Below are 17,034 nucleotides of genomic sequence, written 5' to 3'. Positions count from 1 at the left end.
CTAACAGATGGGCGCATGGCGTCCACCCAGGGGAGTCGGGCAGATGAACAGACAGATAACGCTCAGCGCGGTGGTGGTCGCCGTCTCGGTGGGTCATGGTGCAGTTGCCGAGGCACAGGAAACCCGCCTTCGGCTTGAAGAGGTGATTGTGACCGCGCAGCGGCGCGAGGAAAGCATTCAGGATGTGGCCATCGCCGTATCTGCCTTTTCTGAGGAGGATCTGGAGAAGCTTGGCGCCATAAGCATGGAAAACGTCGCCCGTGTTACGCCGGGCCTCTACTTCCAGGAGGGCGAACGGATGAAATCGTCGTCCACGACCATTCGAGGCATTGCCGCCGTATCGGGCTCTGCCGGCGCTGACCCTTCGGTTGGCTACTACATCGACGACGTCTATCTCGGCAACACCGTGGGCAGCGTGATCGACCTCTATGATGCACAACGGATCGAGGTACTTCGTGGGCCGCAGGGCACACTCTACGGACGCAATACAATCGGCGGCGTGATCAACATCACCTCGAAGCGCCCTACCAATGAGTTCTCCGGGAAGTTCACTGCGCAACTCGGCAACTACAACATGCAGCGCTATTTCGGCACCGTCTCGGGGCCGCTGGTCCCCGGCAAGCTGAGCGGGCTTGTCACGGCGCTGTATCACGAGCGTGAGGGCTATCTGGACAATCAGTTTCTCAATACCGACACCAATGACCGCAACCAGTGGGGTTTGCGCGGTTCTCTCCTGTTCACGCCGACGGACAGGCTCGAGTTCCTGCTCAGCGCCGATGTTCGGGAGGTCGACCAGAAGGCCCAGACTTTTGAGACGCTGGCGAACGACGATAACTCTCTGCTCGGCTCCCTGGGGCTCCTCGTCAACCGGGATCCCGAGGATCGGGTCACCTTCGGTGATTTTGCGGGCGAAGAGACGCTGGAGGATGCTTACGGCGTATCGCTGCGAGGGGTCTATAGCGGTGAGGGCTACGAGGTGGTGGGCGTTGGAGGCTATCGGACCTATAAGTACTTCGTCGATGGTGAGTCCGACCTGCTCCCCTTTGGCATTGGCCGCAACTTCGATCCGGAGGAGCTTGATCTCTTTACCGGTGAACTGCGCATCGCCTCACAGACGGACAGTCCCTTCCAGTGGCTCGCCGGTGTGTATTATTCAGAGCTCGAGTCCGTTAACGATGGCGGGATCCTGATCCAGAATGATCTGCTCACGCTTCTCGGCGCCGGTTTTCTCGGTGAAGTCGAAGGCGGATCCCGGGGTGACCACAGGGCGGAGACCTACGCCATTTTTGCCAGCTTCGATTATCGCTTCAATGAACAGTTCGAGCTTACCATCGGTGCACGGCATACCTGGGAGGAGAAGGATTTCTCCTGGGTTCAGAATGATCTGGAGTCGATCTTCGGCGCACCGATCCTCGGTGGCACCGGGGCCGCGGAGGCCAATGACTCCTGGGATGAAACGACGCCGACGGTCACCCTGCGCTATCGTCCCAGCGATGATGTCATGCTCTACGCGACCTACAGCCGTGGCTTCAAGAGCGGTGGCTACAATGTCGACTCAGGCGTACCGTCCCAGCAGGCTGAGGGTTTCGATCCGGAGTTCCTCGATAACTATGAGCTTGGCCTAAAATCCACCTGGTTCAACCAGCGCCTGCTCGTCAATGCCTCGATTTATGCGATGGAGTGGGAGGATATCCATATTAGGGCCGACGATCCGGCGACCCCTCAGTCTTTCGATCCGCGCATTGATAATGCCGGCGAAGCACACTCCAATGGCGTCGAGCTTGAGATCAAGGCTCTGCTTTCCGATCAGCTGACGGTAAGTTTTATGGGCAATTACATGGATGCCGGCTACGACGAGGGCGAGCTGCCCACGGGTGTGGGCCAGGGCGTCCCCCTAGACCATTTCACGCGGGTACCGGACTACACTGCCTCGGCGGACATTGAGTATACGATCCCGCTGCCGGCGAACCTCGATCTGGTGCTGCGCGGCGAGTGGCGCCGCCAGGGAGATATGTATCTCGATCCGCGTCCCGCGTCCATTGATCCGTTCAACGAGCAGCCGGGCTACAGCCTCTACAACGCACGGATAACGCTCAATGCGGAAAACTGGTACGCCGCGGTTTGGGGCTACAACCTGTCGGACGAGACCTACCTGGTCAACACCTTCGACCTGTTTTCGAACCCCTTCGTGAGCCAGTACTTCAGCGTACTCGGCCCGCCTCGGACCGTGGGGGTCGAGCTGCAGTATCGCTTCTGAGCACGAACCCCGTGAGGGCGCTCCGGCGTCCTCTTTTCCCAGTCATCTGAAGCTTTTGCCGGGCACCCGCCATGATTCAATATCGCTGTCCGCTGCGCGACTTCGAGTTCGCGCTTTACGAGGTTCTCGGGTACGAGCAGCATCTGGCGACGCTACAGGGGCCGGTCACCCCTGAGCGCGCTGACGCACGCGCGATCCTCGAGGCGGCGGCGGCGTTTGCAGAAAAGCGCCTGGTGCCGATCAATCAATCCGGTGATGCGGAAGGCTGTCGTCTCCTCGATGATCACGTGCAGACGCCGGCGGGCTTCCGGGAAGCCTATGCGCAATATCGGGACGGCGGCTGGACGGGGCTCTCGCGAGCGCCGGAGTGGGGAGGCTCCGGCTTGCCCGCTTCTCTGGGCGTTGCCGTCACCGAAGTGTTCGCCACGGCCAACTGGTCCTGGAGCATGTACCCAGGGCTAGCGTCGGGGGCTATGGATACGCTGGAAGCCTTCGGTACTGCCGCGCAGCAGGCGCGCTACCTGCCGCCGCTGGTCAGCGGACAGTGGACAGCAACCATGTGCCTGACTGAGCCACAATGCGGTTCAGACCTTGCCCAGGTGCGGATGCAGGCGACGCCGGATCCGGCGGGGCACTATCGGCTCAACGGCAGCAAGATTTTCATCACCGCGGGAGACCACGACCTAGCTGAGAACATCGTGCATATCGTGCTTGCGCGCCTGCCCGATGGGCCTGCCGGCACGCGCGGGCTCTCGTTGTTTGTCGTACCGAAGCATCTGCCGAACGTCGATGGCAGCCTTGGGCGTCGAAACGGCGTGCGCTGCGGAGGCCTTGAAGAGAAGATGGGCCTGAAAGCCTCGGCCACCTGTACCCTGCATTTTGACGACGCGGAAGCGGAACTCCTTGGAGAGCCTCACCGCGGTCTCGAGTGCATGTTTGTTTTCATGAATGCGGCGCGCATTGGGGCCGGGCAGCAGGGCGTGGTTCACGCTGAACTCGGCTACCAGAATGCTCTTGCCTATACCCACGAGCGCTTGGCTATGCGGGCTCCCGGGGGCAATAGCGGCCCTGCGCCGATCATCCTCCATGCTGATGTGCGGAGGATGCTGCTGCTGCAACGCGCTATCGCCGAAGGCGGGCGGTTGCTTGTCCTCGAGGCGGCGTGTCTGCTTGATACCGCTGCGTTCGGCAGGGACGAGGCCCGAGGTACGGCTGCCCGGGATCGACTGGCCTTCCTGACGCCGATCATCAAGGGTTTCCTGACCGAGCTGGGCATCGAGGCGGCAGACCTTGCCCTGCAGTGCCTCGGTGGCCATGGCTATATTCGTGAGTGGGGACTGGAACAGAACCTACGTGATGCGCGGATCGCGACGATTTATGAGGGCACTACGGGGATCCAGGCCCTGGACCTGCTGGGTCGGAAGGTTGTTCGGGACGGAGCCCAGGCTGTGCAGCGGGAAGCGCAGACCATAGCCGGGAGTTGTGAACGGGCCGGGAGGCATCCGCAGCTGGCGGATGCGGCGCGGACCCTGCGCGATGAGCTTTTTCGCTGGGTCGCGATGAGCGAGTCGCTTGTAAGCGACGCCGGCGATGACCCGTTGGTGGTCCCCGCGGCGGCGACGGATTACCTTATGTATTCCGGTTACCTGCTGCTTGGGCATGGGTGGCTGCGGGCGGCAGATGCCGCCGCCGGCGCGATAGCTGCCGGGTGCGGTGATGTTCATCATGAAAGCAAGCTGGCGACTGCAACGTTTTACTTTGCGCGTATCTTCCCGCGAGTGGTAGCGCTTCGCGAGATGATCGGTGCCGGCCCCGAGGCCCTCGTTGCTGCCGCCGACCCGGCCCTCCGGCCAGCGGAGAGAGAGCCCTCGGGCCCGCCGATAGCAGCGATGTCGCGCGCATGAACGAGCGCCGCCTGCGCCGCGTCCTCATCGCGAACCGCGGGGAGGTTGCGCTCCGTGTCGCCGAGGCCTGCCGCCGGCGCGGTATCGAGACCGTGGCGGTGTACTCTGATGCGGACGCCAACAGTCCCCACCGTCTGGCGGCGGAGCAGGCCTTCCGGCTCCCGGGAAGTGAGGCGACGGAGACTTATCTGGCCATCGACCGGCTGCTTGCCGTCGCCGCCAGGGCCGGTGCCGATGCGGTGCACCCGGGCTATGGTTTTCTGGCCGAAAGTGCCGCTTTCGCGCGCGCCGTGCGCGCTGCAGGTCTCGTCTTCATCGGCCCCGCCCCCGACGTCATCGAAACCATGGCAGATAAGCAGCGCGCGCGCGCACTGGTCGATGGCCTGGGCCTGCCGGTCATCCCCGGCGAGAATCCCGCTACCCAGGCTGACGACTGTCTCAGGGAAGCTGCCGGGCGCGTTGGCTTTCCCCTGCTCATCAAGGCTGTTGCGGGCGGCGGTGGTATGGGTATGCGCGTTGTCCCGCAGCCAGACGCTTTCGCTGCCGGGCTTGCCGCTGTTCGCCGCGAGGCCGCCGCCGCCTTTGGCGATGACCGGGTATTGCTGGAGCGTTTTGTCGCGGGGGTCCATCACGTCGAGGTGCAGCTGCTGGCAGACCGGTACGGTACCGTTGCCCATGCCTTCGACCGGGAATGTTCCGTGCAGCGGCGCCGGCAGAAAGTTATCGAGGAGGCGCCGTCTCCGAATCTCTCGCCCGCACTGCGCAGCCGACTGTGTGAGGCCGCAGTGAAGATCGCCTCAGCGGTGGACTACTGCGGTCTGGGTACCGTGGAGTTCATCGTCCAGCCGGGTAACGAGACCTTCTATTTTCTCGAAATGAACACGAGGCTGCAGGTCGAACACGCCGTTACTGAGCAGGTCACCGGGCTGGACCTGGTAGACTGGCAGCTGCGGTTGGCCGAGGGGGAGGCGATCGGCAGCGCCCTGGATGATCTCGTCCTGCGTGGGCACGCCGTGGAAGCGCGTCTTTATGCCGAGGACCCGGCCCACGGTTTTCTCCCCGCCGCTGGTAAGCTGGCACGCTGGGTGCCTGTTGTGCCTCCCGGTGGTCAGCTTATGAGCAGCGTTATTCAGGGCATGGAGCTTTCCTCCCGCTACGATCCGATGCTCGCCAAGTTCATTGTCGCAGCACCGACCCGGGCCGAGGCCTGCCGCCTTTTGCGCTGGTCCCTGGGCCGCTCGATCGCCCTCGGTTTACCCACCAATCGGGAGCTGCTGTGTGCTGTACTCGATGACGAAGACTATCTTGCAGGCAGAGCCACAACGGCCTTTCTCGATGAGCGCCCGGAGCTGGCGTGTCGCCCATCCGCTGAAGCATGGCGTGCAGCGCTGCCGCCGCTTGCCTTCTGGCAATGGTCCCGAGAGCGCGCGCGCCATCGCGCGCTTGGCAGGACAAAGGCCGTCTATCGCTACCAACAGTCTGATGCCGTGCAGAGCGCTGAGGTGCACGTGGCGGACCGTGGCGAGGGAAGCGCCCGGATGGAGCTGGACGGACGGAGCCTCGACGTCTCGCTGCTCCACATCGCAGACGATGGCGCGCTACACATCGACCTAGATGGCCATGCCCGGCCATGGCATTTCTGTAGCATCGCGGGCGAGCATTATTTCTGCGCAGCGAACGGCCCCGTAATGGTGGCCCGGGAGTCATCAGCCGGACTGGACCTCACGCCAAACAACGAGCCCGGCACTTACTTGGCTCCCATGCCGGGTCGGATCATTGCTGTGGCGGCCCGAGGAGGAAGCGTCATGAATGAGGGCGACTGCCTGTGCGTCCTCGAGTCCATGAAGATGGAACATGCCGTCTGCGCAAGGGAGTCGGCACGGGTCACGGGCGTCGCCGTCTCGGTGGGTGACAGTGTGAGCAAGGGTCAGCTGCTGGTCACGATGGAGTCGGCCAACTAATGACAATGACGAACGACCCAAAGGGAAGGAACAAGCTCGCTGCCCGGCGAGAGCATGCCCTGGCGATGGGCGGCGCTGAACGCGTCGCGCGACAGCACGCGAAAGGCCGGCTCACCGCCCGCGAGCGGGTGGCCGCGCTTGTCGATCCGGGAACCTTCGATGAATTCGGACTGCTTGCCGCGAGTGAGCGCCCTGAGATGCGAGAACGGACGCCGGCCGACGGCAAGCTCACCGGCTTCGCATCTATCCTTGGCCGTCCTGCCTTTGTCACCGCCGATGATGTCACGGTACTTGCAGGCGCGGGCGGTTCCATCGGTATGAGTAAGACCTGGAAAGCCAAGGCGTATGCGGTGGAACGGGGTCTGCCGCTTATCAATCTGGGTGATGCCGGCGGGGCTCGCATGCCGGATATTCTGGGCTCCCGGGGTTTGATGAGCACTGCCTGGCCGATTGACCATGCGCCGCGGGACCGACGCGTGCCTCTCGTCTCGGCGATCATGGGCGAATGTTTCGGTCTGCCGTCTTGGAACGCAGCAATGTCCGATCTCGTCATTCAGGTGCGGGGCACGGTCTACGCAGTAGGCGGAGCTTCTATTATCGAGATTGCTACCGGTGAGAAGGTCACGGATGAGGAACTCGGCGGTTGGGAGCTTCATGCCCGTACCACGGGAGCCGTCGACCTTTTCGCGGACGATGATCAGGAGTGCCTGGAGCTGATCCGTCGCGCTCTGAGTTACCTTCCAAGCCACGCGGGCCTTCTGCCACCGGTAGCGCCAGCGCCGGAGCGTGAGCTGCACGATGGCGAGCGTCTGTGCGGGTTGGTCCCTGCAGATACCCGGCAGAGCTATGATATGCGTGTGTTCCTCGACGCGCTCTGCGATCCCGGCAGCGTGCTCGAACTCAAGCCCGAGTACGACGGCAGCCTGGTGACTGCGCTGGCGAGACTCGACGGATATGTGATCGGAATCCTCGCGAACAACCCACAGGTCACGGCAGGCGCCATGGGCCATGGCGCCTGCGAGAAAGCGACCAGTTTTCTTACGCTTTGCGACTCCTTTCATATTCCGCTTTTGTTCCTCCACGACACGCCGGGCTTCATGCTCTGCCGCGAAGCGGAGGAGCACAAGATGCCCATCCAGATCATGCGGTTTATCGAGGCGCTTCATCACTGCACGGTGCCCAGGGTCAGTTTGATCCTGCGCAAGTCCTACGGCATGGCGCACTTTACGATGTCCGGAGGGAACATGCTGAGCGACCAGTTGCTTGCCTGGCCGACGGCGGAGGTGTCCTTTATGGCTCCGGAAGTGGCGGTAAACGTGATGTACGGTAGGCAACTGGACGCAGCGGAAGATCCGGAGGCTATGGCGGCTGCCTACCGTGAGGAACTGGCTTTGGGGAGCGAGTGCTGGGAACCGGCTGCCCTGAATCTCATCGACAAGGTCATCGATCCCGCCGAGACGCGCGCTGAACTGCTCCGAGCTTTCGCGCTGGCGCGCGGCAGCGATGGCGTGGGCCGGCTGAGCCGGCGGCTGATGGCCTCCTGGCCGAAAATCTGCTGATCGTCAGCGTTTGCGCAGGCCGTCGAGGAAGAAGCGAATAAAGTCCTCCGCAATCTCCTCAATGCTCTCGGCGCCATCGGTGGAATACCACTTGGGCAGCCAGTTCAGGGCGCCATCGATCGCGTAAACCGCCATGCGTGGGTTGTCGTAGCCGATGCTGCCCTCTTTGATGCCCGCCTCGATCAGAGCACGAAGTCGAGCGTCGATGCGGCGCGCCGTGGCGCGCAGTTCCTTCTGCTGCTCGGCATCAAGCACATAAAGTTCGCTCAGTATTGTGAAGTAGCCACCCGGCTTGCCAATACGCGAGAGATGGTTGCGCAGGTAGTGACCGATCTTCGCCGGCGCGTCACCGCCGGCATCTTCGGCGGCCGTCAGGCACTCTTCTGCCGAAAGCAGCGCATCGCGGTAACAGGCGAAGAGCAGTTCTTCCTTGTTGCGCACATAGTGAAAAAGACCTGATTTAGTGAGTTTCACGCCGCTGGCGATACTGTTGAGCGATGTGCCGTGAAAGCCCTTTTCCGCAAACTGGCGCCCTGCCTCACGAAGCAGTGCCTGACGACGCGCGTGATTGAGGGCGTCGCGATCGAAAACTTCCAGTCCGTTATCGCTCATGACAGCTCCAGGTGTGTCGGATGTCTCGTCGGTCGGCTGCTTAGTTTAACAAGGCGGTGGGTCGACGTACCTGCCGCGGCCCAGCCTGTGGGGGCCCGGCGGCATCGGCTCTGCCCTTCAATCCGGCGCCAGGAACCCGCCCGACTGATAATCCCAAAGCCGCTTGTAGATGCCTTCCTGCGCCAGCAGCTCGTCGTGGCTGCCGGTCTCGACCACGCGTCCCTGTTCCAGCACTACGAGCTTGTCGAGGGCGGCGATGGTCGACAGGCGATGGGCGATGGCCAGTACCGTCTTGCCTTCCATGAGCTCGTAAAGGCTTTCCTGGATCGCCACTTCCACCTCTGAGTCCAGTGCCGAGGTGGCCTCGTCGAGGATGAGGATCGGCGCGTCTTTCAAGATGACCCGGGCGATGGCTATGCGCTGGCGCTGGCCGCCGGAGAGCTTCACGCCGCGTTCGCCCACCATGGCGTCGAGGCCGCGGTTGCCCTTCGCGTCTTCGAGCGACTGGATGAAGTCCCAGGCCTTCGCCCGCTGGATAGCGCTCATCAGCTCGTCTTCCGTGGCGTCCTCACGGCCGTAGAGAATGTTCTCGCGCACGGTACGGTGCAGGAGCGAGGTATCCTGGGTGACCATGCCGATGCTGGCGCGCAGGCTCTCCTGGGTGACGCTGCGCACGTCCTGCCCGTCGATCTCGATAGCGCCGCTGTTTACGTCGTAGAAGCGCAGCAGCAGGTTCACCAGCGTGGACTTGCCCGCGCCGGAGCGGCCGATGAGACCGAGCTTGCTGCCGGCGGGGATGTCGAGGTCGAGCCCCTCGAAAACGGTTTTGCCTTCGCCGTAGGAAAAGTCGACGTTGCGGAACGCAAGGTGTCCGGCGCGCACGGCAAGGGGCGTCGCCCCCGGTGCATCCTGTACGGCGATGGGGCTGGACAGGGTGGCCATGCCGTCCTGCACGGTACCCAGGTTTTCGAACAGGTCTGAGACCTCCCACATGATCCACTCGCTGATGCCGGTTACCCGCAGGCAGAGGCCGATGGCCGCGGCAATGGCGCCCGGTGTGATCGCCCCATTCAGCCATAAATACAGCGCCGTGGCGCCCACCGCGAGCACCATGAGGGCGTTATTGAGGATCACCGCGGTGTCCATGATCGTCACCAGCCGCATCTGCGGGTGCACGGTGCCGAGGAATTCCTCCATCCCCTCCCGGGCGTAGCTGGACTCGCGGCGGGCGTGGGAGAAGAGCTTCACCGTGGCGATGTTGGTATAGGAATCCGCCACCCGGCCGGTCATCAGGGCCCGGGCGTCGGCCTGGCGCTCCGAGACGCGCTGCAGTCGCGGCAGCACCACCGACAGGATGGCCACGTAGAGCACCAGCCAGACGGCCATGGGCAGCGCCAGGCGCAGATCAATCCCCGCGAAAAGCACCAGCACCGACACGAAATACACCACCACGTAGACCATGATGTCGAGCAGCTTGATCACCGTCTGGCGCACCGCTAGCGCCGTCTGCATGACCCGGGTGGCGATGCGGCCGGCGAACTCGTCGTGGAAGAACGACAGGCTCTGGCGCAGCAGATAGCGGTGTGCGAGCCAGCGCACGATCATGGGAAGGTTGCCCATGAGCGTCTGGTGCAGCAGCAGCGACTGCAGGCCGATGAGCGTGGGGTAGGCGGCGAGGATGCCGAGCGCAAGCCAGAGCAGTTCCCGCCCTTCGCCGGTGCGTACGTCATCGGGGCTGGAGTTCCCGAGCAGGTCTATGACGTCGGCGAGGACGCTGAACAGCGAGACTTCGACGATGGCAATGGCGGTGCTGAAGACCGCCAGGAGAAGCAACCAGGGCTCCAGCCCGCGGGCGTAGTGCCGGCAGAAGCGGTAAACGGAACGCGGCGACCGGTCCGGCGTGGTGGGCGGGAAGGGGTCGACCAGCTGTTCAAAGAAGCGGAAAGGCATGGTTTGTCGTCTGTGCTGCCGTTGTGGGTAGCAATGTCACCCCGGCCTTGCCGGGGCGCGGGGCCTACGGATAGGCCGTTGTCGACGCCGTGAAGGCGGCCGCCGGCTTGTCTGTGGGGTAATCGTCATCGACGAGCTCCTCCCCGTAGCGGTGCGGAAAGCCGAAGTGGAGGCCCGGCGCCGGCGGATCGTCCAGCTGTCCGGTGATATCGTCGTAGCGCAGGATGCGGCTGACCTCAAAGCCCGGGCGCAGCCGGATGTCGCTGAGGCGGGTGGCCGGATCGACATCGATGGGGTTGCGGGCGATGGTGCGTTCCTCCCCCCTGGCCGGCTGCGCCAGGGCAGCCAGCACGAGCAGGGCGAACATGGGTCGGCTTGGCATGGTCACGCTCCGTTGACGACGGAAAGGGCGCTATTGTAGTGACCTCGGCCGTGCCGGGCGACCCGGGCCTTGAGTCGCGACGAGGCAGCCGGTAGCTTTGGCGCCCTGCGGCCTGCTTCCGGGCCAGCCTGCTGGAGACCTTTTTATGTTGCCTTCTCTTTGTCGTGCTTGTCGTGCATGCGCGCGGGCCCTGGCCCTGCTTCTGGCCGGTGTGGCTTTCCCCGTCGCGCAGGCGTCTGCGGTTGAGGCGTCCCTGCTCGACGGCCTCGAGTATCGCCTCATCGGCCCCTGGCGCGGCGGCCGCGTGACGGCCGTCACCGGCGTGCCCGGCAATCCTCAGCGCTATTACATGGGTGCTGCCGGCGGTGGCGTCTGGAAGACGGACAATGCCGGCGTCAGCTGGGAGAATATCTCCGACGGTGAGATCCCTGTGGGTACCATCGGTGCCATCGCGGTAGCCCCCTCAGATGCCAACGTGATCTACGTGGGTACTGGCGAAGCGCCGATCCGCGGTGTCACCACGAGCCAGGGAGAGGGACTCTGGAAATCCACAGACGCTGGCCGGAGCTTCACGTTCATGGGGCTGCCAGACGCCGGGCAGATCGCGAAGATCGAGGTGCACCCGACAGACCCGGACACGGCCTGGGTGGCCGTGCAGGGGCAGATCTGGGCGCCCAATGACGAGCGGGGCGTCTACCGCACCCGCGACGGTGGGGAGAGCTGGGAGCAGGTGCTCAAGGTCAATGCGAGCACCGGCGCCACGGATCTCTCCCTGGACCCGACCAATCCGCGGATCCTCTACGCCGGTCTCTGGCACCACGGCCGCAAGCCCTGGTACATCGAGTCCGGCGGTGAGGGCGGCGGCATCTACAAGTCCACCGACGGCGGCGACAGCTGGGAGAAGCTCGAGGGCGGTCTGCCGGGGCTGATCGGCAAGGTAGGCCTCGATGTGTCCGCGAGTCAGCCTTCGCGCATCTACGCGGTGCTAGAGGCAGAGCCGGGGGAGGGCGGCCTCTGGCGCAGCGACAACTATGGCGAGAGCTGGCAGCACATCAACCCGCACCGGGTGCTGCATACCCGGGCCTGGTACTACATTCACCTCACCGCGGACCCGAATGATCCGGACACGGTGTGGGTACTGAACGTGCCGCTGATGAAGTCTATCGACGGCGGCGAGACCTTCAGCACCGTGTCCACGCCGCACGGCGACCACCACGACCACTGGATCAACCCTGACGACAGCCGCAACATGATCAACGGCAACGACGGTGGCGCGACGGTCACCTTCGATGGCGGTGAGACCTGGTCGCCTATCGACAACCAGCCGACGGCGCAGTTCTACCGGCTGATCACCGATAACCAGACCCCCTGGCGCCTTTACGGCGGTCAGCAGGACAATTCCACTGTGTCCATCGCCGCCTGGGCCTGGGACGGCGCCATCGGCCGCGACGACTACCACGCGGTCGGCGGCGGCGAGAGCGCGCATATCGCCTTCGACCCGGACGACCCGTCGCTCATCTACGCGACGACCATCAACGGCACGCTTACCGAGTTCAACGAGGCGAACCGGAAGAAGCGCTATATCGTGCCTTACCCGGAGCGGGTCTATGGCCAGGATGCCAAAGACCTCAAGTACCGCACAAACTGGAATGCGCCGGTGATCACGTCGCCGCACGATCGCTCGGTGATCTACTACGGCACCCAGTACCTGCTGAAGAGCACCGACCGTGGTATGAGCTGGGAGCAGGTCAGCCCCGATCTGACGCGCAACAACCCCGAGCACCTCGGCCGCAACGGCGGGCCGCTGACGCCTGAGAATGTGGGCGCTGAGTTCTACCATAATATTTTCTACATCGTGGAGTCGGCGCAGGAGCAGGGCACGATCTGGGTAGGGGCCGATGATGGTCTCCTTCACCTGACCCGCGATGGCGGCGAAAGCTGGACGGATAGCTCTCCGCCGCACCGGGGCGAGGCCATGATCAACGCCATTGAACTGTCGCCGCACGCGGAGGGCACCGCCTACGTGGCCGTCACGGGCTACAAGCTTGATGATTTCGCGCCCTACATCTACAAGACCACGAATTACGGCAAGCGCTGGCAGCGCATTGAGAGCAACATCCCCGACGGCGCTTTCGTCCGCGTCGTGCGCGAGGACCCGACGGTGCCCGGCCTTTTGTATGCCGGCACCGAGAAGGGCCTGTTTGTCTCCTACAATGACGGCGAGGACTGGCAGTCGCTGGACCTCAACCTGCCGGCCGTGCCGATCACGGACCTGCGCGTGCGCGAGGATGCGCTGGCCGTCGCCACGCAGGGCCGCGCCTTCTGGGTGCTCGACGACCTCTTCGTGGTGCGCCAGGCCGCCGCCGCTGACGCGGAGGCAGCGGTACACGTCTACGCGCCGCCGGCGCTCGCCATGGGTCGGCCGGGCAGCAGCGCCGGCGACTTTGAGGGTGCCAACCCGTCGCCGGATCTGCCGATTTACTATTACCTCGCTGAGGACCTCGCGGCGGATGAGTCGTTTGCCATCGAGGTACTGGATGCCGACGGCGTCGTGCTGCGCAGCTACCGCAGCGAGGAAACGGCCCAGGATCGCTGTCGCCTCGATAACCAGGACCCGCGCCGCCCGCTGACCCTCGACTACCCGGTGACGGACGCCGGTCTGCAGCGCTGGACCTGGGACCTGCATCGCGACGATGTGCGCTGTATTGACGACCACATCCTTTTTGAAGGCTATGGCGGCCCGCCGGTAGCCCCCGGGCGCTACACCGTCCGGGTGACGGCCGGTGATGCCGTGGCAACGGCGCCCGTGGAGGTGCTGCCGGACCCCCGTTCAGCCGCGGACGATGAGGAAATCGCCGCCTGGGTGGCGCTGCAGACGCGCATTGCCGCGATGCTGGAGGGTGTCCTCGGCGCCCTTGAAGGCGCCCGCGAGGTGCGAGGCCAGCTGCAGGCGCTGCTCGCCGCTCATGACGATGCTGCCCTGGCCGGCCCCGCTGCAGCCGCCATCGCGGCCCTTGACGCCTGGGAACCGGAGATCGTCGAGCTGCGCCATGAAACCTTCGAGGACGAAGACGCCTGGGCCATGAAGTTCGACGGCCAGCTACGCCACCTTCTTGATGTGGTGGAGGCCGGCGGTGCGCCGGTTACGGTGGGGGCCAGGGAGCGGCTGGGCGATCTGGAAGCCCAGTGGACGGCGCTGCGTGCGGAGCTCGCCCGGATCGAAAGCGAGTACCTGGTGCCCGTCAATGAATGGGCCCGGGCGCAGGCCGTGCCGCACGTTGAGGCGCCACTCGTACCATGATCAACCGCTGGCGCCTCAGCACGATGGCACTCCTGGTGCTGGCGACAATCGTCGCTGGCGCCAGCGTGCGGGCTCAGGGCCCGCTACCCGGCGATGTCGCCCTTACCGGGGCTCTCCAGGCTCTGACCCCCGCGGCGGAGTGGGCGCTGGCCGAGCCAGGTGCTCGCGTCGCTCGCGCTGTCCTTTGCCGTGGTGATCATCTGCCGCGCATTGCTGCGCCAGGCGTAGGCAAGGGTCCCGAGGGGCTGATAGAATCGTGGCCCCGTCGCGGGATCTCACGGAGGGGTGCCGGAGTGGTCGAACGGGTCTGACTCGAAATCAGGAGTACGCGCAAGCGTACCGTGGGTTCAAATCCCACCCCCTCCGCCATCTGGCCAATAAAATCAATGGGTTAGGGTGTATAAACGCTCTTTCCCGCCATCAGACCCCACAAAAGCTCCGCCCCTTGGCTCTTCTCTAGTTAGTCGTCTCGGCTAACGTCTTGCCAATCCAAAGCTGCTCGCACCCTACCAATCGCCAGACAATGAAGGGGGCAAGTGCCTGATGGGGGGGGCTGGGGGTCGTACCCCCCAGGGAGGGGGCCGATTGTTTGCTGGGACTCCTGTCTCACTAGTTAGTTCTATTATGCTCAAACGGGTTGCACACAGGGGATTCTTGTGGTTTGGTTAGGCACGCAGCCAAGAACGTGTAACTGGTGACATATGCTATTGGGAGCATCTACTGGGTGTCGCTTGGGGATCCCAAGGGAATACACATCTTATTGCGAGATGGTGTGACGCTGAGGCTCATATTCAACAGGCCGAATATTCTGAACGATTTATTTCTGATTTAGATTAAAAGGCTCTTCCTCATTTCAAGTGGATTTCAAGACCGAGCCCGCGGGGCTACCGATCAGGTAGATCATGGTCATATACGTGACATCGTTCCGGTACCCCCGTGCTCTCGCCCGAGCCGCGTGGAACAGCCCATTGAAACCCTCAAGGCGAGCGTTGGTGTACGTTGAGGTCCAGCGTTGAACCACGTGCTCCCTATGCCTCTCGAGCGTAGCGATGGCATTGCGGCTCGGCCCCAGTCGCTGTTTTTCTTCGGCCAGACGCTTTGCCCAGTTGAGGTAACACGTGCTGCGCCAGCGTGCCGCACTCATTGGCTAGATACCGACGCCGAGAAGGGGGATGTCATCGGCTCGAATGGATCGGCTCCCTTTCTAATCTCGGTCGAGGCCATGTATGAGCATGTGCCGGGGTTCTCTTCATGCTTGGCAATACTATGAAATTGCTCCCTCAACTACTTTTAATATTTTCGCTAATAGCCACAGGCGCGTCACGCGCAGTCGCAGAGGGAGCATATGTAGTCGCTCATTCAGGCTGTGAGTTCACTGCTACATTCCCGGCAAAGCCCGAGAGAAAACAGATAAGCTTTGGCGCCGGAGCCCAGCTTTTTCAGTATAATTTTTACACAAATTCAGCCTTTTTTCGGTTTGAGTGCGCGCCATTAGCAGTGAAAGAATTTGTTGGGCCGAGTCGAGAATCCGTTCTGGCGGTAGCGGAGCAGTATGCCGTTATGAATGGTCTTGTTGCACCGGAATATGAATACTCTGTTTCAAAGTACGGCCCGGTTGCGAAAATCCATGGATACAAAGTAGTAGACGGGATAAGGTCAATTCTTCAGCTTTTCATCTATTACGGGCAACAATCAATAGCGATTTTCTACGTTGGGGGGACTGCAAGTACTTTCCCTCAGCCTGGGGTTTATGAGTTTCTCAGATCAATAGGTCGAGCGCAATGAAAGGCGAATCTTATCAATCAGCACTGACTGAAGCGGAAACGGGAAATGTTGATCAAGACCTATGGGTGAAGGCATTAACTCTGCATTACGGTGACACAGAAAAGGCAAAGTATGAGTATGTAAAGCTACGCGTGGAATCAATCAGTTCGCGGGATTCTGATCGGGTTGAGGTTGCCCCTCTTACCGTGGAATCGTCAAATGACTGGGTGTTGCACGCTTTTGCGCTTGTCGGGGTTATTGCAATTGTTCATGCAGTCTGGAATCGAGACGCGTCAACAGGATTTAACTTCGGGGCTTCTTTTGGCATAGTACTCTTGGTGGCTGTATTTGCACTTTTTTTTGCAGGTATATGGTACCTTCTGAAGCTATCTCGTCAAAATTTCGCCGAACTCTATAGGCGAGCATTTTCGATTGTGGCTATCATTAATGGCGCTTTAGTTTTTCTCGGTACAGTAGCTAAATGAGCTCGGTTCAAAAGAAGATTCTTCTTTTCTCTGTGATTTTGGTCTTTGGGCTTTTTCTTTACCCCCCATTTGAGGTTGACTTAAGCGGGAGTGAATACATTTACAAAAGCACTGAGTACGCGTTTCTTTTTGATGCACCGTTTCGCGGAACCGTCGATGTAATGCTGTTGGCTTTGGAGGTGCTTGTGGCCGTTGGGGTTGCTTCGGTCTTCTACTTTGCCAGCGGAACCAAAAAGCATGAAAAGGACCTCTCGTACAAAAGCTCGACTCCTCAGACAGGGGCGAGGCGTTTCTTCGCTGGGGAGGATATTGTGAATAATTCGCCAAAGGGGGGCGACCGAGCACAAGACCTATACCAGGCTTCGCTGAGTGAGGTCGAGTCAGGCATGGTAGATGAAGAGACTTGGGCTAAGGCTTTAACTCTTCATTATGGTGACAAGGAAAAAGCGAAATACGAGTATGTGATGCTTAGAGTGCAGTCGGCTTCTCCCGGCGACTTTGGGATAGACTATAGTCAGGGCGAGCGAGCCAAAATCGAGCCCGTGGCCACGCCACGCGAAAGAAGCGATAAATTTTTCTCGGCTCTGGCAATCGTTAGCGTCGCCGGATTCGCTTTGGTGGTTTGGGATTCTGAACTTCCTGCAGGCTATAACGTCGGCGCTGTGTTTCGTGTTGCTACGTCTCCGGTTATATTGGCATTTTTGTATTCCTGCATTTTTCAGTTGAGTACGATTACAGATCGGCCTTTTTTTGAGAACTTCAAGCGAGCTTTTGTTGTAGCCTCCGTTTCTATAGGTGTTTTTTGGCTTCTGGGCGCGTTCGATTCGGTTTAGGTTTGGGTTGTTGGCATACAGCTGGG

Annotated in this window: 11 protein-coding genes and 1 tRNA gene; 8 read left to right on the top strand and 4 right to left on the bottom strand. The window is 61.9% G+C overall.

From position 1 onward, the window contains the following. Positions 1-43: 43 nt before the first annotated feature. From HRUBRA_RS04900 to HRUBRA_RS04885, 4 genes are all read left to right on the top strand, one after another. A complete protein-coding gene (locus HRUBRA_RS04900; protein ID WP_035515021.1) occupies positions 44-2,257 on the top strand; it encodes a TonB-dependent receptor in 2,214 nt (737 codons plus the stop codon). A gap of 71 nt (positions 2,258-2,328) precedes the next feature. Then, positions 2,329-4,161: an acyl-CoA dehydrogenase C-terminal domain-containing protein gene (locus HRUBRA_RS04895; RefSeq protein ID WP_084592462.1), complete on the top strand. Its 1,833-nt coding sequence runs from the start codon at positions 2,329-2,331 to the stop codon at positions 4,159-4,161. Continuing rightward, the gene (locus tag HRUBRA_RS04890) at positions 4,158-6,122 is read left to right on the top strand and encodes an ATP-binding protein (RefSeq protein ID WP_035515020.1); all 1,965 of its coding nucleotides are present in this window, start codon (positions 4,158-4,160) and stop codon (positions 6,120-6,122) included. Before HRUBRA_RS04895 ends, HRUBRA_RS04890 begins: the two co-directional genes overlap by 4 nt. After that, positions 6,122-7,681: an acyl-CoA carboxylase subunit beta gene (locus tag HRUBRA_RS04885; RefSeq protein ID WP_084592461.1), complete on the top strand. Its 1,560-nt coding sequence runs from the start codon at positions 6,122-6,124 to the stop codon at positions 7,679-7,681. Before HRUBRA_RS04890 ends, HRUBRA_RS04885 begins: the two co-directional genes overlap by 1 nt. Before the next feature lie 3 nt (positions 7,682-7,684). On the opposite strand, the gene HRUBRA_RS04880 is transcribed toward HRUBRA_RS04885, so the two are convergent. From HRUBRA_RS04880 to HRUBRA_RS04870, 3 genes are all read right to left on the bottom strand, one after another. After that, positions 7,685-8,293: a TetR/AcrR family transcriptional regulator gene (locus HRUBRA_RS04880; protein WP_035515018.1), complete on the bottom strand. Its 609-nt coding sequence runs from the start codon at positions 8,291-8,293 to the stop codon at positions 7,685-7,687. Positions 8,294-8,410: 117 nt separating this feature from the next. Continuing rightward, positions 8,411-10,243 (bottom strand): ABC transporter ATP-binding protein, encoded by a 1,833-nt coding sequence (locus tag HRUBRA_RS04875; RefSeq protein ID WP_035515016.1) that lies wholly within the window; start codon positions 10,241-10,243, stop codon positions 8,411-8,413. A gap of 64 nt (positions 10,244-10,307) precedes the next feature. Then, positions 10,308-10,625: a hypothetical protein gene (locus HRUBRA_RS04870; protein WP_144244387.1), complete on the bottom strand. Its 318-nt coding sequence runs from the start codon at positions 10,623-10,625 to the stop codon at positions 10,308-10,310. A gap of 211 nt (positions 10,626-10,836) precedes the next feature. Here HRUBRA_RS04870 and HRUBRA_RS04865 point away from each other — a divergent pair, with 211 nt between their 5' ends. Together HRUBRA_RS04865 and HRUBRA_RS04860 are read left to right on the top strand one after the other, a co-directional pair. Next, a complete protein-coding gene (locus HRUBRA_RS04865) occupies positions 10,837-13,926 on the top strand; it encodes a WD40/YVTN/BNR-like repeat-containing protein (RefSeq protein ID WP_201771536.1) in 3,090 nt (1,029 codons plus the stop codon). A gap of 279 nt (positions 13,927-14,205) precedes the next feature. Beyond that, positions 14,206-14,295: transfer RNA gene (locus tag HRUBRA_RS04860), tRNA-Ser, on the top strand. A gap of 484 nt (positions 14,296-14,779) precedes the next feature. Here the strand turns inward: HRUBRA_RS04860 and HRUBRA_RS15770 are convergent. Next, on the bottom strand, positions 14,780-15,070 hold the full coding sequence (locus tag HRUBRA_RS15770) for a transposase (RefSeq protein ID WP_084592460.1): 291 nt from the start codon (positions 15,068-15,070) through the stop codon (positions 14,780-14,782). Positions 15,071-15,707: 637 nt separating this feature from the next. Here HRUBRA_RS15770 and HRUBRA_RS15135 point away from each other — a divergent pair. Both HRUBRA_RS15135 and HRUBRA_RS04855 read left to right on the top strand, forming a co-directional pair. Continuing rightward, positions 15,708-16,175 (top strand): hypothetical protein, encoded by a 468-nt coding sequence (locus HRUBRA_RS15135; RefSeq protein WP_144244386.1) that lies wholly within the window; start codon positions 15,708-15,710, stop codon positions 16,173-16,175. Next, on the top strand, positions 16,172-17,008 hold the full coding sequence (locus HRUBRA_RS04855) for a hypothetical protein (RefSeq protein ID WP_035515010.1): 837 nt from the start codon (positions 16,172-16,174) through the stop codon (positions 17,006-17,008). Before HRUBRA_RS15135 ends, HRUBRA_RS04855 begins: the two co-directional genes overlap by 4 nt. The last annotated feature ends 26 nt before the right edge of the window (positions 17,009-17,034 follow it).

The organism is Pseudohaliea rubra DSM 19751 (assembly GCF_000764025.1).
Classification (GTDB): domain Bacteria; phylum Pseudomonadota; class Gammaproteobacteria; order Pseudomonadales; family Halieaceae; genus Pseudohaliea; species Pseudohaliea rubra.
The sequence above is the reverse complement of the archived record's forward strand: the minus strand, read 5'-3'. Positions and strand labels throughout refer to the sequence as shown.